Here is a 19062-nt window from a genome sequence, read left to right as displayed (position 1 = left end):
CAACAAAAAATATATTTTTATTAATCATTTAAAATAATAGTAATTTAGGCAATTACTTAGATACTATCTGCAGTATTTACTGTATTAATCCTACAATGACTTTCACTTTATTGCACAAAAATAATTCGCTAGTGGGTCATTTTATAGCACGTTTAAATTCAGCCATTCATAATCCAAAAAAATAAATCTATATTTTTTAATAACTAAGAATATGTCTAAAAATTAAACAACCACCCCTCATAACTCATATTCTACCTACATTAAAGAATCTAAAAATACCAATTAGTTCACATATTTTTCAATTAATGTTTGGAGTTAATCAATAAATACTGATTTGCAATATCATTTTTTCTTATTACTTCCAATACAGCTCATCTGTTTTCCCTGACGCACAAGTTCTCTCTTTCTAAGACCCTATAAATTAAGCATTTCTTAATATATTGAATATTTTTAGAAGAATTCTGACTAAGTTGGCACTTGCTTTGCTTAAAAAAAATACAGCATTATCTTCACACAACAAGAAAGGTGAACTTTACGATGAAAATAAACAAACTAGTCGGATCTATGGGGGCTCCAACAGTTAGCAAGACAATACTCAAGTTAAGTACGCTTACCTTAAGTATGATGTGCTTGTCTTTGGCACATGCAGCCGATGAACCAGAAAACTCTGCCGCTCAACCTACCAAGGTTCAAAAAGTGACAGTGACAGGTTCATCTATTAAAGGAGTAGCTGCACAAAGTGCATCTCCTATTACTGTGCTTAAAGTCGAAGATCTGGTGAATCAGGGGGTCACCACGGTTGAAGAAGCAATTAATAAAGTAAGTGCGAACCAGGCAGGTTTTGCAGTTTCCCAAAATATCGGTAAAAGCAATACTTCGGGTTCTGCTGCCAACCTTCGTGGTATAGGTACCGATAAAACCCTGGTTTTATTAAATGGCCGTCGTTTAGCCAACAGCCCCTTCAGTACTTCTGAGGTTAACCTGAATATCATTCCACTGGCGATGGTTGAACGTATCGAGATTCTGCGTGATGGTGCTTCTGCTGTATATGGTGCAGATGCAATTGCGGGGGTAATTAACTTTATTATTAAAAAAGAATATCAAGGTTTTGGTATTTCCGGTGGCCTGCAAGCCCCTGAAGAAAAAAATGGCGACAAGTATGATGTCTCTATTTTCGGTGGTTATGGTGATCTGGATGAACAAGGTTTCAACGTTTACGGTGTAGTAGATTATCGTACTTCTGACATGATCATGGCCAAAGATCGTAAAGTCAGCCGTCGTGGTGGTTTAATTCCAGAGTTGAACATGGCGATCGGTTCAAGTGCCGGCTTCCCTGCCAACCTTTTAGATTCAGGTGTAGGTGTAGTTAACCCTTATATCAATCAAAACTGTAATAATGCACCAAATATGTTTGTATCTGGTACACGTTGCCTGTTAAACACTCAAGCACTCATTGGTATTACTCCAGAAGAAGAAACTTTTTCAGCTCTAGGTAAAGGTACCTTCAAATTAACCGATTCATTAAATGCGGTTGCTGAATATATTTATACTGAAAGTAAAGTAAAAACCTCGATAGCACCTGATGTATGGGGAGGTAGTCTTTCTATTCCAAATACCAGCAAATATTATCCAGGCAACGGCATTACACCAGACATCGCTGGTCTGGTAGATCCAAGAGCAGCACTTTATTTACGTTCACAATCAGGTAACCGTGTTTCTCAATCAGAAAATGAATCAAACCGCTTTTTTGCAGGGATTGAAGGTGAAGTCTACGGTTGGGATGTAAATGGTGGCGTTACTTATGCCAAAAGTGAAGCAACTGATAATTTCGTCAGTGGTTACCTGAATCAAAGTTTGGTTCAAGCCGCACTTAATGATGGCACCTTAAACCCATTTGGTCCTCAGGCCGCTGCAGATGCTGGGAAATGGTCTACTTTTGATGTGGCAGGCCCAACAAATATGGCAAGTCTGGATTCTACCACTATAGATTTCACCGTCAGCCGTCCAATCTATGAACTACCTGCAGGTGAAGTTGGATTTGCCTTGGGTGGTAGCTACACCACTCAGGACTGGGAAGCCAAGGTGAATGCCGATCTTGTTCGCCAGGTTCCAGGTTCTGGTATTGATCCAAATAAACCGTCAAGTTCAGGTGACCGTGATATTACTGCGGTGTTTACTGAATTACATGTACCGATCTTGCCGACTCTAGAAGCTCAACTTGCGGCACGTTATGATGACTATAGTGACTTTGGTGATACTTTCAATCCAAAAGTATCCCTACGTTGGGAACCGGTTAAAGAGTTAATGTTCCGTAGTTCTTATAGTACTGGATTCCGTGCCCCAAGTATGTGGGAAATCAACTCTTTACAAAGTGAAACCAATACTAGCACTAACTTCAATAACCCACGTTTTTGTGATGCTAACGGTCAACCGACCAGCACCCAATTTGCAGACCAATGTGGTATGCAGTTCAAGCGTAAACAAGGTGGTAACCCAGACTTACAGCCAGAAGAATCAACCTCTTTTACAGCCGGATTCGTATATGAACCAATCAAGAATCTGGTATTCACCGCTGATTACTACAATATTGACATTGAAGGTTTAGTCAGCTCAGTTACTCCTAATGACATTTTTAATGACCTTGATCGCTATGGCAATCTGATCGTTTACGCTCCAGATGGTCGTATCCAGTATTTAAATACAACTCTACAAAATATGGGTGGATTAAAAACTGAAGGGATTGACCTCAGCCTGAACTACTTAAGCCCAATGACAGCAACAGGCCGTTTTGGTTTTGGGATTGATGGTACCTATGTCATCAAAATGGATGAGCAAGAAGAACCAAACGGTGAATGGGAAGGGCTCGTCGGCATCTATGATGATCCTGCAGTCGTCCGCTGGAGACATATTGCCAATATCAACTGGTCTTATGAAGACTGGAAAATGAGACTAGAACAACAATATATCCGTGGTTATGAAGACTTTTCTCAAGAACGTGATGTAAGTGCCTATACGCTTTATAACTTTGCAGGCACCTATAGCGGATTCAAGAATTTAGAGCTAACTGCAGGTATTCGCAACATGTTTGATGCAGAACCACCTGCTTCTGATGCAACCAACAATGCTCAATATGGCTATGACCCTCGTCACGGTGATCCAATGGGCCGTACCTACTTCCTACGTGGTACTTATAAATTCTTTTAATTAATTACTTCGCAAACACTGCTGCCAAGCGGTGTTTGCGGTTTTCCCCGTTTAATTTTAGCCAAACAAAAAATAATGCTGCCTGTAACTAAAAAAATTTTCTCATCAGTGCACTATTTCCTGTTTGTCTTAAATTCTAGGAGTCATGATGGGCACAAAGTTTGAAGACTTAGAAAAAAACTCCGCCAAAAAACTGACTGGTATTGGGGTCGTTGTTTTTTTGCATATCCTGGTTGGCCTGGTACTCATGGCTGGTATGGCAAAAGACATTATTAAACCAACGGAACAGCCAGTTGAGCTAATGATTATTCAAGATATTAAGCCGCCTGAACCTGAGCCACCAAAAGAAACACCACCTGAACCACCAAAAATCGTGGAAAAAGTAGCACAAGTGCCTGAGGTGAAACCGGTTGAAAAAGTCGTTCCTGTACAGAAAACACTTCAAACACCAACCCAACCGACAACTGTTGCAGTACCTACTCCCGTTGCAGCGAGTCCTTCACCAAGTCCGGTAGCAGCACCGGCTCCAGTAGTCGCAGCCGCTCCAGCCCCAGCTCCTCCACCCGCTGGCGTAACTCGTGGTGTTTCACAAGGTGAAGCAGGTTGTAAACGCCCAGACTATCCACGTGATGCACTGATGAATGAAGAACAAGGTGAAGTCTTGATCTCTGTATATGTAAATACCACCGGCAAGGTCCAGGATGCCAAAGTGAAAAAGTCGAGCGGTAGTCGTGCGCTGGATCGTGCAGCATCCAAGGCCTTCAGCTTATGTACTTTCAAGCCGGCAATGAAAAATGGCGAACCGCAAGAATCTTGGTATGACATTCCATATGAATTTGTCCTTGACTAACAGATAGAACAGATAAAGAAAAAAATCAGGAGATCCATGATGAAAAAATCACTAAAACCTTTAAAAAATATGACTGCTGCTGGTGTAATTGCCATGAGCACTTTATTACCTCTACAAGCAGTTTTTGCAGAACAGTCCGCTACACCAAATACCAGTGCTGTTACTGAAACAGCGGTAACAACACCTGCAACAGCGGCTACACGGACCCCACCGCCATTACCAGCTGAAGCTAAGGATGAAAAGGCTGGATATAATCCTTATGGCCTAGAAGCCATGTGGAAAGAAGGTGATATTGTTTCGAAAGTTACCTTGTTCATTCTATTGATTATGTCGATTGGTACCTGGTACATCATGATCAGCAAATGCCTGCAACAAGGCAAGATTCGCAAGCAAGCCAAGGAAGCTGAACACCAGTTCTGGGAATCGTCTTCTCTGGATAACGCAGCCCAAAACCTTAATGAAGCCAGCGTTTACCGTTTTATTGCAGAAAAAGGGATTAAGTCAACCCAAAATCATGGCGGCACATTACTTGAGCGTATTGATTTCAATACCTGGGTCACTATTTCGATTTCCCGTGCAATCGACAAAATCCAGAACCATCTGAGTGGCGGTCTAGCCTTCCTTGCGACAGTCGGTTCTACTGCACCCTTTGTTGGCCTGTTTGGTACGGTTTGGGGTATTTACCACGCGCTTACTGCCATTGGTGTTTCTGGTCAGGCTTCGATTGATAAAGTAGCAGGACCAGTGGGTGAAGCACTGATCATGACTGCAATCGGTCTGGCCGTCGCTGTACCGGCGGTACTTGGCTACAACTGGTTGACTCGCCGTAATAAAGCAGTGATGGAAGAAGTGCGTACTTTTGGTTCTGATTTACACGCAGTATTACTCAGCGGTGAAATTACAACCAATAATCCTGTTAATCGTGACGTGAAGTAAGAGTGAGGCATCAGCCATGGGAATGATGGTCAATTCAAACGACAGCGATGATGAGGTAATTGGAACCATTAATACCACCCCTTTGGTTGATATTATGCTGGTTCTGCTCATTATCTTCCTGATTACTGTACCGGTTGCCATTCATACCGTACCTGTCGATCTACCCGAAGAAAGAAATGTACCGTATGAAACCAAACCGGAAAACATCCAGCTGGCTGTCAATAAAACTGGCGATATTTTCTGGAACGAAATCTATATCGCAGATAAATCAGTTTTACTGACCCGTTTACAGGCAGAAGCCCAAAAACGTCCGCAGCCTGAAGTGCATATCCGTGGTGATCAGTTAACACCTTATGAGGCAATTGATCAGGTGATTATTACCACCCAACAGGCCGGTATTGGCAAAATTGCTTTTGTCACCACTCCGCCCGCTACACCTTAAGCACAAAGAAGGATTAAGTTTATGGGTATGAATGTTGGTTCAAATCAAGATGACGATGTGATGCTAGATGTCAACATGACACCACTGATTGATGTCATGCTGGTCTTGTTGATTATGTTTATTATCACAATTCCTTTGCCGAATAACTCGATTAATATCGATCTACCGAATGGAACGCCTCCTGTAACCGATGAAAAACCGCCTGAGCTGGTGGAATTACGTCTGGATGCACAAGGCAAGATTTTCTGGAATGAACAGCCGGTAGCAAATACCCAAGCTCTGGAAAACTTATTCAAGACAGTAGCGCAAAAAGCAGATCAGGATCAGATTAAAATCAAGGCGGATCGTGCGACAGAATATAAACATATCGCGATGGTCATGGCGGCTGCTCAACGGCTGGAAGTCAAAAAAATTGGCATTATGAGTAACAACAACTAAGCATTTTCAAGATATAAAAAAACCCAGCATGTGCTGGGTTTTTTTATTCATTCGGTTTTACATCTGTGACTGAATATAATTTTGCAAACCAATCAGTTCGATTAAACGCAATTGTTTTTCTAGCCAGTAAGTATGGTCTTCTTCGGTATCCGACATTTGCTGGCGTAACATATCACGGCTGATATAGTCACCTTTCTCTTCGCACAGTTTGATGCCCTGCGCCAATTTTTCCCGCACATGATATTCAAGTTTTAGATCAGCTTTCAGGCAGCTCACCACATCCTCGCCAATCTCAACGTCATCGCGCTGCATGTTTGGCGTTCCTTCAAGGAACAGAACACGACGGATAATCGCATCCGCATGCTGGGACTCTTCTTGCATTTCGTGATCGATACGTTCAAAGATTTTGGTCAATCCCCAATCTTCATACATACGAGAGTGAATCAAGTATTGGTCACGAGCAGCCAGTTCGCCACCGATCAACATATTTAAATAATCTACGACTTCTGGATTTCCGCGCATTTGAATAACTCCCTACCTGTATTTTGCTATTATGGCGAAAAGCAATTGAATTTGCAAAGCTTAACCATGGTTAAATATTTGATTTTTATATAATTAAAATGAGAAGTACTTGCATTTACACTTCGTTCTTAATGAAATCCCATTTATAAAACAACACTTTGCATTTTCATTACGCTTGGCAATAACCTAAAACCGGCGAATAAACACATGCGTTAAAATTTGTAAATCTTAATTTTGACCAGAGAGATTCATTCTTTTTGTATAAACATCACTGCATTGGCGTACTTCATGCTTAAATTTCGCTTATCATTCACACAAATTTAAAACAACAACGGTTCCGATATGACACATCCCCAAACAACAGCGCCTGTTCTGGTTACCGGTGCATCGGGTTATATTGCCAGCTGGGTCATCCAGAAATTACTCACACAAGGCTATACCGTACATGCCACGGTGCGCGACCTGAATAAAAGCAAAAGCTTTGCCCATTTAGAAAAAATTGCCGACAGCACGCCGGGAACTCTCAAGTTATTTCAGGCCAATTTATTAAGTCCAGGCTCTTTTGATCAGGCCATGCAAGGTTGTGAAATTGTCTTTCATATGGCCTCGCCTTTTGTGGTCACCAACTATAAAGATGCTGTCAAAGATATTATTGAACCTGCGGTGTTAGGCACTGAAAATGTATTGAATAGTGTTAATCAGACTGAATCAGTAAAACGCGTGATCGTGACATCGAGTATCGCATCTACCTATGGCGATGCCATTGATATTCTACAAATTGAGGATAACAGTTTTGATGAATCATGCTGGAATACCACCAGTTCGGCCACTCATCAGCCTTATCCTTATTCCAAAGTCATGGCAGAGCGTAAAGCCTGGGAAATGGCTGAAGCACAAGATAGCTGGGATCTGGTCTGTATCAATCCTGCACTGGTTTTTGGTCAATCCTTAACGTCAAATACCCAATCCGGCAGTGTGGAAGTCCTGCAACAGTTTGCCAATGGCATGACGCTGCTTGGCGTTCCACCGATGTGGAATGGCGTGGTCGATGTTCAGGATGTCGCTGAAGCGCATATCCGTGCGGCGTTTAATCCGCAAGCGCATGGCCGTTATATCATTTGTAGTGAAAGCTTGAGCCTGCTGGAAATGGGCCAAATTCTGCGAGCACATTTTGGCAATAAGTTCCCGTTCCCGCGCAATCAATTGCCAAAGGCAGCTTTCAAAATGTTCGGGCCTGTAGCAGGTTTTAGCCGTAAATTTGTAGAACTGAATATGGGTTATCCAATTTTCTTTAATGCGCAAAAAAGTAAAGATGAGCTCGGCATTGAGTATCGTCCGGTGAAAGAAAGTCTGGTTGAACATTTCCAGCAGCTACTCGATGATGGTGTTGTGAAAAAATATATTCCTTAATCTTTTTATGCAAAAAGCCACCCGAAGGTGGCTTTTTTAACTCTTATTCTTTCATGAAATGTGCAGAGATTTAGGCTTCAAGCTGACCATAGTCTTGCATCAAGCCAATAAACTGTTGTTCATTGATCACTGGAATACCAAGTTTTTCTGCTTTATCCAGTTTTGAGCCAGCTTTTTCACCCGCAACCACACATTTGGTTTTGCTGGATACACTGCCACTGACTCGCGCACCTAAGGCTTGCAATAACTGGGTTGCATCATCTCGTCCCATACTGCTTAAAGTCCCGGTGACCACCCAGCTTTCGCCGTTTAACGGCTGACGAGTCGGTGCGATCGGTGCATCCCAGTGAATACCGGCAGCCAGTAAACGATCCAGAACTTCCAGATTATGCGGTGCCTGAAAGAAATCCAGAATCCATTCCGCAGTGATATCACCTACATCCGGAGTTTTCTTTAAAGCCTCCAGATCGGCCTGACGCAAGGCATCCAGCGTCTGGAAAGTATTGGCCAGCATCCGCGCCGTAGTTTCACCCACCCCACGAATACCGAGTGCATAGATAAAAGCAGCCAGTGTGGTTTTTTTACTGTTTTCAATGGCATCCAAAAGATTCTGAACCGATTTCTCCCCCATTTTTTCAATCTGGAGTAACTGCTCACGGTGCTCATGCAGATGGTAAATATCTGAGACATCTTTTAAAAGATTTAGATGTAGCAGTGACTCTACCCAGCGATCACCCAGGCCCTCAATATCCATAGCTTTACGCGAAACAAAGTGACGAATGGCCTCAATACGCTGCGCGGCACAATACAGCCCACCCGAACACCGTGCCAAGGCTTCGCCTTCCGGCATGACCACGGGTGAATCACAGACTGGGCATTGCTCAGGTAAATGCACTTCGACTGCATCAACCGGGCGAAATTCCGGCCAGACTTTTTCCACCTTAGGAATCACATCGCCACTACGATAAACACTGACCGTATCGCCAATACGTACATCCAGACGGTGAATTTCGCCAATATTATGCAGCGTCACATTGGAAACTGTTACTCCACCGACAGCGACTGGATTTAAACGCGCAACCGGCGTTAATGTTCCAGTACGACCGACTTGCCAATTAATATTTTCTACTGTGGTCAGTGCTGCAACTGCCGGAAATTTATAGGCGGTGGCCCAACGCGGTTCACGGCTCAGGAAACCAAGCTGTTGTTGCTGTTTCAGGTCATTGACCTTGATCACCATACCATCGATTTCGACACTGAGACTGGCACGCTCATCAATGATCTGTTCGTAGACCTTTTGCACGTCCTGAATACTGTCACAGATAAAGTGACGCTCGCCAACCGCAAAACCGAACTGATGTAACCATTCCAGACTGGCGGACATAGTGGTTTGTCCATGATGCGGCACGCACTGAGCAATCCCATAAGCATAAAAAGCCAATGGCCGCGAGGCAGCAATATTCGGGTCCAGCTGACGCAAACTTCCTGCCGCAGCATTACGCGGATTAGCAAAGGTCTTTTCACCTTTGGCGGCATTGGCAGCATTCAATTTTTCAAAACCGGATTTCGGCATCAACACTTCGCCGCGGACTTCCAACAAATCGGGAATGATGCCATTCACCGGAGATAAAAGTTTCGGCAGGTTGCGAATGGTTCTGACATTCTGGGTGATGTCTTCACCGGTTTCCCCATCGCCGCGTGTCACCCCACGCGTCAATACGCCATGCTCATACCAGAGTGAAATGGCCAGACCATCAAATTTCAGTTCCACATCATATTCAATTTTTTGATTTGGCAAACGTTCTTCAATACGGCGGGCAAAAGCCAGCAGATCTTCCTGATTAAAGACATTGCCTAATGACAGCATCGGCACAGCGTGTGTTACGGTCACAAATTTTGAAAGCGCCTGCCCACCCACTTTATCTGTCGGGCTATCGGACTGGATCAGGTCAGGATATTGTTGTTCTAAGGCTTTGAGCTGATGAAAGAGCTGATCATATTCACTGTCTTCAATGCTCGGTTGATCCATCACATAATAAGCATGGTTATGCTTGGCAAGCAGTTGAATCAGTTGACGCATTTGCGCAATGACAGTGGCATCTTGGGTCATAATTTCACCATAAAAAAGGGCGGAAAATCCGCCCTGTAGAATATTCAGCTTTTGGCTATTATAAAAATTGCAGTCTACAGATTCAACTTGGAGATTGAACAAAGCAGCCTTAAACTTCCGTACCTTGTCCAGCACGATAATCAATAGCCTGATGGCGCCAGAATTCACGTAATTGTGGAGTAAATTCCTGCTGGTTCTGATCATAGACCAGACCATCGACTTCACGGGCAATCAGACGTGAAATACTGTCCATGGTATCAAACGCATTTTGTACATCGCTATGCGGTAAAGCCAGGAAGAATGCCAAACCTTTCACTTCCTGCGTTGACAGGGTTTCCAGATCAAAGCCTTCCATTCCGGTATCGGTCATTTGCAATACCGAAAACAGCAGTTTTGAACCATCTTCACTATAACGGTGGAAACAGGCCAATTCACCATAACGCAGGCCATATTTCAATAAAACCTTCAAGGTTTTCTCACCCGAAAGTACACGGCCTTGCGGATAGATATGCAAAGAAATAATGGTTTCAGCATTGGACAAAGCACTTTCTTCATCCACTATTTTTTGCTCATGCAGATGTGCATCCAGAATACTGCTTTCATCATTAAATTCAGAAATTTCTGCTTTTTCGATGATGCTGTTCAGGCTGAATTCAGGCGTTTCTTCCTTGGTTTCAGTCTGGCTATTCTCCTGTTCTGCTTTTACTTGCGGAATATCTACTGCCGTGACTACCGACTTTGCCACTACTTCAGCTTCTGTTGACGAGACAACTGCAAGAGTTTCAACCGCTGCCGGCTCAACCGGAGTTAATTCAGCCTTTTGAAATACTGAAGGCTTTTCAGGAGCCGGTTCATCTATACTCAGGCTTGGCTCGATACGATCAGATTCAACATCCTGTTGTGCCAATTGAGAACGTACATGCCTTGGAATAATCGGTGTCTGGCTATCCGGGTCGATATGCAGGTTGGCATCCAGTGAAGGTACAGCCTCTACAGGTTTTTTGAACAGCATTCTTATACCAAAAAGCATAATCACAATTGCGATAACAATCCCGATAATGGTGGTGATTTCCATATTATACCTCCGCAGCTAGGCCGTATTCTTTTGCCTGTTCCAAATTAACTGTCACTAATTTTGAGGTTCCCGGTTCAGGCATGGTTACACCTAAAAGATCAGTCGCCATCATCATTGCAAGTTTGTTATGGGTAATATAAATAAATTGCACGTGTTCAGAAAGCTCTTTGACTAAATTACAAAAGCGTCCCACATTGGCATCATCCAGCGGTGCATCGACTTCATCCAGTACGCAAAATGGTGCCGGATTTAAGCGAAAAATCGCGAATACCAATGCTAATGCAGTTAAAGCCTTTTCTCCACCAGAGAGTAAGGCCAATGAGCTGTTTCGTTTACCCGGTGGTCGGGCCATCAGTTTTACCCCCGACTGCCAGCCATCTTCAAGGCTTAAACTCGCCTCACCGCCTTCAAACACTTTCGGGAACAGGTTTTGCAGTTCAGCATTGACCTGGTCAAACGTGTGCATAAACAGTTTACGGGTTTCCTGGTCAATACTCTTCATTGCAGCCTGTAGCTGTTCAACCGTATTTTCCAGATCCTGCATCTGGTGACTCAGTTCCTCATAACGTTTTGACACTTCTTCATATTCTTCAGAAGCCGCCAGATTGACTGCACCGAGTTTATCAAACTGAGCCTGAGCTTTTTCCAGTTTCGCCTGATGTGCTTTAACATCAATATCGAGCCCGGAAATTACTTCACTATTCAATTCTTTCAGTTGTTCAGAATAATGCTGCAAATCAGATTTGGCTGCCTGCCAGGCCAGACGTTTTTCTTCCAGTGTACTGCGAAGTTTTTCATCCTGCTGCTGGAAGCTGTGACGCTGTTCGGTCAGCTGCTGCTGTTTGCTCTGCACCTGATTTAATTCAATCTGCCAGTCGGCCCAGGTCTTTTTCAGCTTTTCAGTGATCTGCGCCTGTTCATTGAACTGGCTCTGTAAAGCAGGTAATTCCAGCTGTACCGGATCGACAAACTTTTTGGCCTGCTCGATTTGTGAAGTAATTTGTTGAGACTGTTCTTTTAGGAATACCTGATCTTTTTCCAGCAATTCGATCTGCTGCTGGTTTTGCATATTTTGCCGTCGCAGTACTTCCAGTTCCTGCTGCGCTTGCTGACTGAGCTGCTGTGAGTCATCCAGCTGAGCACTCAATTCTTCCAGCTGGAATTGCAGGGTTTTATAATTTGGTAGCGCCTGTTCCAGTTTGATATTCAAGGTATGCAGATCAATTTCCAGATCATCTTTCTGCATGGCATCTTCTTCAAGCTGCTCATCCAGTTGTTGTAGCTGATGCTGTAATTGCTGCTTTTGCAATGCAAAAGCCTGAGCACTACTTTGTACTTTGGCAATATTGACATCGAGTTGCTGCAGCTGCTTTTGGGTATGCTTGTGCTGCTCACTGATACTCTGAATCTGGTTTTGCAAAGCTTTAACCTGATCGGCTAATTCAGGTAACTGCTGCTCCAGCTGCATAAACTTAGGTTCAAGTTCCGCAAGCTGCTGCTCGATTTCATCTAGACGCATTCGATGACTCAATGCACCTTGTCCGGCCTGACTAGCTTCATCATAGTCCAGTGCAATCATCCAATCCGCACCAACATGGTAGCCATCTAAACTCAGTAATGTCTGGCCTTGTAATAACTCAGTTTGAAGAGGCAATGCTTGCGCTAATGTATCTACGACCGCGACTTGTTGCCACAGTGAATAATGTGGAGATTCAATCCAATCGGCCAGACACATCGTATTGGCAATCTGAATTTTATTCTGAACAGCCTGTTGCTTTAACTGACGCGCACAATCTTCAAGGAAGTGCTCGCCCTCTGTCAAAATCTGAGCAGACAGCCACTTAGCCAAAAACTTTTCGATCAGGCTGGCATGTACCTTGCCTGCATCATTGAGCTTAAGTACATGCATTAACTGTATCGCATTACTCTTGGCATTTGGGTTGGCTTTGGTCAGTAATTGGCTCAGGTTTTTCTTTTCTGAATGAAGTACCTGAATTTCAGATTTGAGCTGCATCAGCTGTTGTTGACGACTCGCCTGCTCTTCCTGAATCTGCTCGAATTGAGTTCTTAAATCTGTTAATTGAATTTCATAGCCAGCGATTTGCTGTTCAGCTTGGGCTTTGTCTGCCTGATACTGCTCCAGCTCATCTTGCTCCGCCTGTTGCTGAATCTGTGCACTTTGCTGTTGGAGCGTCTGTTTCTGCTGTTCAATCCGCTCAATATTCTTTGCCAGTTGCTCGCTTTGAGCCAACATCTGTAATTTACGCTGTTGCTGCTGTTCGACCTGGGTTTTGATCTGGGTAAATTGCGCTGCCACAGTGCTATATTGAGATTTAAGCTCAGTCAGATTCTGGCTTTGCGTCTGATTCTGGCCATCTTGCTGCTGCAACTGCGCCTGCTGATCTTCAAATTGCTGCTGTAAAGTATCGAGTTGCAGTTCAATCAACTGTAAACGCTCTTTAGTTTGGGCTTTTTGCTGTTCCAGTTTGACCAGACTGGTGGAATTTTGCTCTAGCAGAGACTGCTTTTGTTGCAGGGTCATTTCCAGTTCAGCCAGTTTTTTCTCGGCCTGTTGCCATTCACTTTGCAAAGGGGTGGATTGCTGAATCAGACGCTGAAACAGTTCACTTGTACTGCCTAAATCATGTTCAACGGTGGTCAGTTCGGAGCGCACCAGCTTAAAGTTTTCCCCGAGCGTATTCATCTCAAGGGTATATTCTTCCTGTAAACGCTGGCTTTGCTCACATTGAAAAGACAGAATTTCAATCTTGATGGTACGGATCTGCCCTTCCAGTTCTTTATATTGAATCGCACTTTCCGACTGACGTTTCAGGGTTTTTAGCTGAGATTTCAGTTCAGAGGCGATATCTTCCAGACGCGACAGGTTTTGTGTGGTGTGATCCAGATGTAGCATGGTTTCACGGCGACGTGCCTGATAGCGTGATACACCCGCGGCTTCTTCAATATAAACCCGCATTTCATCGGGCTTGGCATCGACCAGACGGTTGATCATGCCCTGTTCAATAATCGCATAGGAACGCGGACCAAGACCAGTACCCAGGAAAATATCGGTAATATCACGACGACGGCATTTGCTGCCATTCAGAAAATATTCAGACTTGCCATCGCGGTTGACCTGACGGCGTACTGCCAGTTCATTATAGGCATTATAAGCACCGCCCAGCTTGCCATAGGTATTGTCAAAGCGCAGTTCTACACTGGCCATGCCCACCGGTTTACGCTTGGCAGTTCCGGTAAAGATGACGTCCTGCATGCTGCCACCACGCAACTGGCGTGCACTGGACTCGCCCATGACCCAGCGTATGGCATCAATGACGTTGGATTTACCACAACCATTCGGTCCCACGACCGCAGTACGATTATCTTTAAAATGTAAAGTGGTACTGTCGGCAAAAGATTTAAAGCCTGAAAGTTTTAAACTGCTTAAACGCATAATGTCCTGATTTAACGTCGTGAGCGTCTGGCCCACGCGAGTTCAATTTGTTTCATCCGTGTCAGAGATTCCAACACAAGGTTGCGCAAGTGTCGACAAAAATCTTCCATAAATAAAGTGGCCTGATGGCTTTTTCGTATCAAAATTGCTTCAGTGACCAGTTTAAATAAGTCAAAAGATTCCTGTAACTCGCGTCTGGAAATATTCAGGGTCAGAAAATAGCTCCGACGCAAAGAAGGCAGCAGTTCCTGATAGTAGCGCATCAGATAAGGATTCCCGACCATCTCATGCTGCTGGGCCATGCCCTGAAAGATCAGATCATAAAACTTTTCAGTGTGTCCTTGGCGGGTTTCTGCTTCCAATTGCTCTAATAATAGCTGAATGCGCTCAGCTTCATGCACCCGCCAGGTTTCCGCCATGCGATACACCATTTGCCCGAGCAATAATGAGGTCATGTCAAATAAGGCACGTACCTGCAAGGCCGACATTTCCGAGACAATCGCCCCACGGCGCGGGAAAATTTCAATCAGCTGGGTGCGTTCCAGCAAAAGCAGGGCTTCACGAACCGAACCCCGACTGACATCAAGCTCCGAGGCAATCCTGAGTTCCTGTATACGTTCGCCTTCGACCAGTTCACCGCGAATAATCTGTTCGCTAATGTGCTTGGCAATCTGCTCAGACAAACTGTGCGCTTGTTCTAATGGCATACCGTTCCTGTCTTTATTTTTATGGATACTGGTTTAGCCCTTCATTTGGGCTATGTTGCTATTAAACGGGTTTTTATCCATAAATACTTTGACATTGTCAGACAATCTTATGTCTATATAGCCAACTTAGGCCCATAAAAAAGGAGAATAGTGAGCTATTCTCCTTATACGGTACATCAGTCCAACCGAAAAGGTTTAAATCAGGCCATAAACCCTTGATAAATAAAATACAGGCCGACGGTGGTCAGTAGTGCAGCAAAACATTTTTTTAATACGGCCGGTGAAAGCAGATGTGCCACTTTTGCGCCCAGCTTGGCAGTGAAAAAACTCATCATGCTGATCCCAATAAAGGCATAAATATGAATATAGCCAATGGTATTTGGCACAGTGACCTGCGCCTGTTTACCAAACCAGATAAACCCGAGCGCACCTGCGACTGCAATCGGCAATCCACAAGCCGCAGAGGTCGCTACTGCTTTTTGCATTACGATCCCGCAGCGATTCAGAAACGGAACGGTCAGACTTCCCCCACCAATCCCAAAGATGGCCGATGCCACACCGATCCCGCCACCTGCAGCAATTTGTACCGGGGTTGAAGGCAATTTTTGATTCGGATCAATCTGAATATGCGCCCCCCTGAACATCCTAAATGCCACCCAGACCGCAAAGAAGCCAATCAGTAACTGTAAACCCTGACCAGATAAATAGTCGGCAATCCCCGCACCCAAGAAAGAGCCAATGATCAGACCTGGCGCCAGATTACGAAATACGGGCCATAGCACTGCCCCTCGTTGATGATGCGCCATAACCGAGCTGATAGAAGTCACAATAATTGTTGCCAAGGAAGTGCCCACCGCCATATGCATAATCACGCTGGGATCGTACTGGAGCTGGGTAAAAACAATGTAGAGGATGGGCACAATAATCAAACCACCGCCGACCCCAAACAGGCCTGCGGTGAATCCGGCAATTGCACCAATCAATAAATATATGATTAACTCCATAACGATATTTACCACGTTTAGATTCAAATGGATGTAGAAACTCGTGAACTGCAACAACGATTAAGCGATGCAGGCCAACTCCCGGAAGTATTACTCATCAAACCGATTACTACATCGACCAATGATGATGTACGCGAATTGGCAACGAAGGGGGTACAGCAGGTTCTGGTGTGCAGTCATGTGCAGACCCAAGGCCGTGGACAGCGTCAACGTCAGTGGATATCACCTGAAGGGAACATCTATTTAAGCACATTGCTGCATACACAAAAACCCATTGATGGTCGTCTGGCGCTAGAAATTGCGTTAAATATCCTGCAAATGCCAAGTCTAAAAGGCCTGGAATTACAGGTAAAATGGCCGAATGACCTGTATAGCCTGCATGGAAAATGGGGCGGTATTCTGGTCGAGCCGGTTTCAACCACGCAGGTGGTGGTCGGGGTCGGGCTAAATATTGATCCTCTGCCCACCAACCTTCCAGACCAGCTGGTCAGTTCCCTGAGCGAGCTGGGTTTATCTCGCACTTCAAGAGTCGAGCTGATTGCCCAGTTATATCTGGCGATTCAACAAGCCGGGCAATGGTTTAATTATGGCAGTCAAAACCTGGCGGCGCGTTTCAATCGATCGGCTGCATTTATGCAACAAACGGTTGAATTTACCGATGTGCAAGGGCAATATTCCGGTACTTTTCTGGGGATTCAGGACGATGGTGCAGTCAAGATTTTGACCGATCAGGGAATCCAGACCTTTTATCAGGGACAGCTCCGCCTTCAACACGGTGGATGAACAGGCATACAGCAATGAAAAAATTATGGTTGGATATTGGCAATACCAGGCTGAAATACTGGATTACCGAGCATGATCAGATTATTGAACAGGCAGCGGAATTACATTTACAGTCTCCTGCTGATTTGTTACTTGGCCTGATCCAGCATTTTAAAACACTGGGCTTGCATCAGGTGGGTCTATCCTCGGTCCAGGATAAAATCAGTAATGAGCGTATTCTCAGCATTTTAGAAAGTCTGCATATTCCAGTGATTTTTGCTCAGGTACAGGCGGAATATGCTGGTCTGATCTGTGGCTATGATGAACCTTCTCAGCTGGGCATTGACCGCTGGTTACAGGTACTTGCAGTGGCGACTCAAGCGCATGAAAATTACTGTGTAATTAGTTGTGGTACAGCACTGACCATTGATCTGGCGCAAGGACAACAACATTTGGGTGGATTTATTCTGCCAAATCTGTACTTGCAACGTGACTCCCTAATTCAGAATACCAAAGGCATTAAAATTCCGGATGCCGCTTTTTCTGAACTCAATCCCGGACGCAATACCATCGATGCGGTACATCATGGCATCCTGCTCGGTCTGCTCAGCACCATCGAAAAAGTCCTGCATGATTTCCCTGCACAGCTGGTTTTAACTGGTGGAGATGCCCCGCTGTTTGCGCAACATCTCGCTCAGTATCAGCCCCGGATTGAACCTGATCTCTTGCTTAAAGGCCTGCAGCATTTTGCAGCTCATTTGCCAGACACTGTCTGATAATGTCCAGCAACTGAGGGAAATCGGCAAAGCCATCAGCCTTGTTAAAATGCCCGGCTTTTTTGATCTCAAAAATTTGTGCATTTAAGCTATGGGCTAAACGCAAGGAAACCGGTGCAGGCACATAGGGATCATTACTGGAGATCAGCATCACCGCACGTTTATAGCTATACGGTAAGTTTTTCAGATCGAGTCGCACAGCCTGCAGTATTTTATTCAGTTCTGACCAGGCCACCAAAGGCGTATCAAAGGCTGAGACCAGAATTACCCCGCCGATCTTGCGTTGCTGCTGAATATAATGTTCCTGTAAAAAGTTTAAAACACTGACGCAACTCAGGCCATGTGCAACTAAAAAGGTATGTTCATCCATGTGCGGAATGTGCAATTTCAGGTTCTGCTGCCATTCTTCTAAATTGGGCTGAAAGGGGTTGGCCAGCATAATCCGTTTAGACTCAAAACCGGCATTTTTAAGCTGGCGACTGAACCAAGGGTACCAGTGATCATTGGAGGTCGCCTGATAATCCGGCACGATATAGACTTTCTTTATTATATTTTTCATAGTGATTTACTTATTATCATTGAACGCAAATTGCGTCGACAAAAAATAAGTTTTAACCAGTCTGGAGATGGAATTCAAGTGCCTTTTTGAACACCATCTCATGTTAAATTTTAAAATTTAGCGAATACAATAACATGCCTAAATTTAAGATTTAATCAGATAAGGTTCGATTACTTTCCAGAGTTCTGGCAAATCAGTACAGCCTTGAGAATCAATAAAATGTCCGTGATGCTTGGCATTCACCACAATGGCATCCAGACTGTCCGCCTGTTCCAGACTAAATTCTGGTGCAACCCGGTCATCGCCTTCAGAATAGATCACTACACGTTCTGCAATCTGCTGTTTGAGTAAATCAAAATCGATATCAGCGGCATCAATAAAAGGGTTTACTTCATCCAGACGACCTAACCGGCCATTAAATCCCGCGATCAATACCAGTTGCTGAATTTTCTGCTGTTTTAATTCTCTGGATAAGTAATGCAATGCGGCCACAGTTCCCAAGCTATGTGCAATAAAGATACTGTCCTCGTCAATTGCATCAATCTGTTCACGCATTTGCTGATCCCAGGTGTCCAGTGTCGGTGTGGTCGATGGATCGAGCCGAAGTACTTTTAAACTGACGTTTTCCTGTTGGGCTTTTTCCTGAATCCACGGATACCAATTTTCTTCCGGGCTTGCAGTATAACCATGTACGACAATCACTTGGGTCATTTGAAATTTCTCTTTATTTTGTGCTGATATTCCCGAGTCTGCCTGATTGGATTTTTATTTTGGGTAAGTAAATGTTGTTTTGTTTAAACCAGTTTGACCATT

Annotated in this window: 16 protein-coding genes; 8 read left to right on the top strand and 8 right to left on the bottom strand. The window is 44.3% G+C overall.

All coding sequences use genetic code 11. The annotated features are described in order from the left end of the window. The first annotated feature begins 537 nt into the window (after positions 1-537). The 5 genes from MWG72_RS09305 to MWG72_RS09285 all read left to right on the top strand — a co-directional run bounded on the left by MWG72_RS09305 (position 538) and on the right by MWG72_RS09285 (position 5870). Complete coding sequence (locus MWG72_RS09305; protein WP_247143886.1) at positions 538-3204, top strand: TonB-dependent receptor; 2667 nt, start codon at positions 538-540, stop codon at positions 3202-3204. 148 nt (positions 3205-3352) lie between these two features. Beyond that, a complete protein-coding gene (locus MWG72_RS09300; protein ID WP_247143885.1) occupies positions 3353-4054 on the top strand; it encodes an energy transducer TonB in 702 nt (233 codons plus the stop codon). A 36-nt stretch (positions 4055-4090) separates the two neighbouring features. Continuing rightward, the gene (locus MWG72_RS09295) at positions 4091-4990 is read left to right on the top strand and encodes a MotA/TolQ/ExbB proton channel family protein (protein WP_247143884.1); all 900 of its coding nucleotides are present in this window, start codon (positions 4091-4093) and stop codon (positions 4988-4990) included. Positions 4991-5006: 16 nt separating this feature from the next. Continuing rightward, the gene (locus tag MWG72_RS09290; RefSeq protein WP_247143882.1) at positions 5007-5432 is read left to right on the top strand and encodes an ExbD/TolR family protein; all 426 of its coding nucleotides are present in this window, start codon (positions 5007-5009) and stop codon (positions 5430-5432) included. Between the two features lie 21 nt (positions 5433-5453). Then, entirely contained in the window at positions 5454-5870 is a 417-nt protein-coding gene (locus MWG72_RS09285; protein WP_004279208.1) for an ExbD/TolR family protein, read from the top strand. A gap of 57 nt (positions 5871-5927) precedes the next feature. Here the strand turns inward: MWG72_RS09285 and ftn are convergent, their stop codons facing one another. Continuing rightward, positions 5928-6392, bottom strand: coding sequence for a heteropolymeric bacterioferritin subunit Ftn (ftn, locus tag MWG72_RS09280; RefSeq protein ID WP_004279207.1), 465 nt, complete (start codon positions 6390-6392; stop codon positions 5928-5930). Positions 6393-6734: 342 nt separating this feature from the next. Here ftn and MWG72_RS09275 point away from each other — a divergent pair, with 342 nt between their 5' ends. After that, complete coding sequence (locus tag MWG72_RS09275; protein ID WP_247143880.1) at positions 6735-7802, top strand: SDR family oxidoreductase; 1068 nt, start codon at positions 6735-6737, stop codon at positions 7800-7802. Positions 7803-7872: 70 nt separating this feature from the next. Here MWG72_RS09275 and ligA read toward each other — a convergent pair whose 3' ends face one another. From ligA to MWG72_RS09250, 5 genes are all read right to left on the bottom strand, one after another. Further along, positions 7873-9912 (bottom strand): NAD-dependent DNA ligase LigA, encoded by a 2040-nt coding sequence (gene ligA / locus MWG72_RS09270; RefSeq protein WP_247143878.1) that lies wholly within the window; start codon positions 9910-9912, stop codon positions 7873-7875. A gap of 109 nt (positions 9913-10021) precedes the next feature. Further along, positions 10022-10987, bottom strand: a complete 966-nt coding sequence (locus tag MWG72_RS09265; protein ID WP_247143876.1) for a cell division protein ZipA C-terminal FtsZ-binding domain-containing protein — start codon at positions 10985-10987, stop codon at positions 10022-10024. A gap of 1 nt (position 10988) precedes the next feature. Next, positions 10989-14441, bottom strand: a complete 3453-nt coding sequence (gene smc, locus MWG72_RS09260) for a chromosome segregation protein SMC (protein ID WP_247143902.1) — start codon at positions 14439-14441, stop codon at positions 10989-10991. 11 nt (positions 14442-14452) lie between these two features. Beyond that, complete coding sequence (locus MWG72_RS09255; RefSeq protein WP_004279202.1) at positions 14453-15148, bottom strand: GntR family transcriptional regulator; 696 nt, start codon at positions 15146-15148, stop codon at positions 14453-14455. 200 nt (positions 15149-15348) lie between these two features. After that, complete coding sequence (locus MWG72_RS09250; RefSeq protein WP_005247146.1) at positions 15349-16152, bottom strand: sulfite exporter TauE/SafE family protein; 804 nt, start codon at positions 16150-16152, stop codon at positions 15349-15351. Positions 16153-16179: 27 nt separating this feature from the next. Here MWG72_RS09250 and MWG72_RS09245 point away from each other — a divergent pair, with 27 nt between their 5' ends. Both MWG72_RS09245 and MWG72_RS09240 read left to right on the top strand, forming a co-directional pair. Then, the gene (locus MWG72_RS09245; RefSeq protein ID WP_247143874.1) at positions 16180-16935 is read left to right on the top strand and encodes a biotin--[acetyl-CoA-carboxylase] ligase; all 756 of its coding nucleotides are present in this window, start codon (positions 16180-16182) and stop codon (positions 16933-16935) included. Positions 16936-16949: 14 nt separating this feature from the next. Further along, a complete protein-coding gene (locus tag MWG72_RS09240; protein ID WP_247143872.1) occupies positions 16950-17690 on the top strand; it encodes a type III pantothenate kinase in 741 nt (246 codons plus the stop codon). Here MWG72_RS09240 and MWG72_RS09235 read toward each other — a convergent pair. After that, positions 17644-18249: an RBBP9/YdeN family alpha/beta hydrolase gene (locus tag MWG72_RS09235; RefSeq protein WP_184413232.1), complete on the bottom strand. Its 606-nt coding sequence runs from the start codon at positions 18247-18249 to the stop codon at positions 17644-17646. The genes MWG72_RS09240 and MWG72_RS09235 overlap by 47 nt on opposite strands. Before the next feature lie 144 nt (positions 18250-18393). After that, complete coding sequence (locus MWG72_RS09230) at positions 18394-18960, bottom strand: RBBP9/YdeN family alpha/beta hydrolase (protein ID WP_005262538.1); 567 nt, start codon at positions 18958-18960, stop codon at positions 18394-18396. Positions 18961-19062 lie beyond the last annotated feature (102 nt).

Origin of the sequence: Acinetobacter lwoffii, from assembly GCF_022967985.1 — a bacterium.
Taxonomy (GTDB): domain Bacteria; phylum Pseudomonadota; class Gammaproteobacteria; order Pseudomonadales; family Moraxellaceae; genus Acinetobacter.
Note: the sequence above shows the minus strand (reverse complement) of the source record. Positions and strands in the feature narration are given on the sequence as shown.

Excerpts from the sequence above, each read along its gene's own strand:
- MWG72_RS09305 (WP_247143886.1), top strand. The coding sequence starts at position 538 with ATGAAAATAAACAAACTAGTCGGATCTATGGGGGCTCCAACAGTTAGC.
- MWG72_RS09300 (WP_247143885.1), top strand. The coding sequence starts at position 3,353 with ATGGGCACAAAGTTTGAAGACTTAGAAAAAAACTCCGCCAAAAAACTG.
- MWG72_RS09295 (WP_247143884.1), top strand. The coding sequence starts at position 4,091 with ATGATGAAAAAATCACTAAAACCTTTAAAAAATATGACTGCTGCTGGT.
- MWG72_RS09290 (WP_247143882.1), top strand. The coding sequence starts at position 5,007 with ATGGGAATGATGGTCAATTCAAACGACAGCGATGATGAGGTAATTGGA.
- MWG72_RS09285 (WP_004279208.1), top strand. The coding sequence starts at position 5,454 with ATGGGTATGAATGTTGGTTCAAATCAAGATGACGATGTGATGCTAGAT.
- ftn (WP_004279207.1), bottom strand. The coding sequence starts at position 6,392 with ATGCGCGGAAATCCAGAAGTCGTAGATTATTTAAATATGTTGATCGGT.
- MWG72_RS09275 (WP_247143880.1), top strand. The coding sequence starts at position 6,735 with ATGACACATCCCCAAACAACAGCGCCTGTTCTGGTTACCGGTGCATCG.
- ligA (WP_247143878.1), bottom strand. The coding sequence starts at position 9,912 with ATGACCCAAGATGCCACTGTCATTGCGCAAATGCGTCAACTGATTCAA.
- MWG72_RS09265 (WP_247143876.1), bottom strand. The coding sequence starts at position 10,987 with ATGGAAATCACCACCATTATCGGGATTGTTATCGCAATTGTGATTATG.
- smc (WP_247143902.1), bottom strand. The coding sequence starts at position 14,441 with ATGCGTTTAAGCAGTTTAAAACTTTCAGGCTTTAAATCTTTTGCCGAC.
- MWG72_RS09255 (WP_004279202.1), bottom strand. The coding sequence starts at position 15,148 with ATGCCATTAGAACAAGCGCACAGTTTGTCTGAGCAGATTGCCAAGCAC.
- MWG72_RS09250 (WP_005247146.1), bottom strand. The coding sequence starts at position 16,152 with ATGGAGTTAATCATATATTTATTGATTGGTGCAATTGCCGGATTCACC.
- MWG72_RS09245 (WP_247143874.1), top strand. The coding sequence starts at position 16,180 with ATGGATGTAGAAACTCGTGAACTGCAACAACGATTAAGCGATGCAGGC.
- MWG72_RS09240 (WP_247143872.1), top strand. The coding sequence starts at position 16,950 with ATGAAAAAATTATGGTTGGATATTGGCAATACCAGGCTGAAATACTGG.
- MWG72_RS09235 (WP_184413232.1), bottom strand. The coding sequence starts at position 18,249 with ATGAAAAATATAATAAAGAAAGTCTATATCGTGCCGGATTATCAGGCG.
- MWG72_RS09230 (WP_005262538.1), bottom strand. The coding sequence starts at position 18,960 with ATGACCCAAGTGATTGTCGTACATGGTTATACTGCAAGCCCGGAAGAA.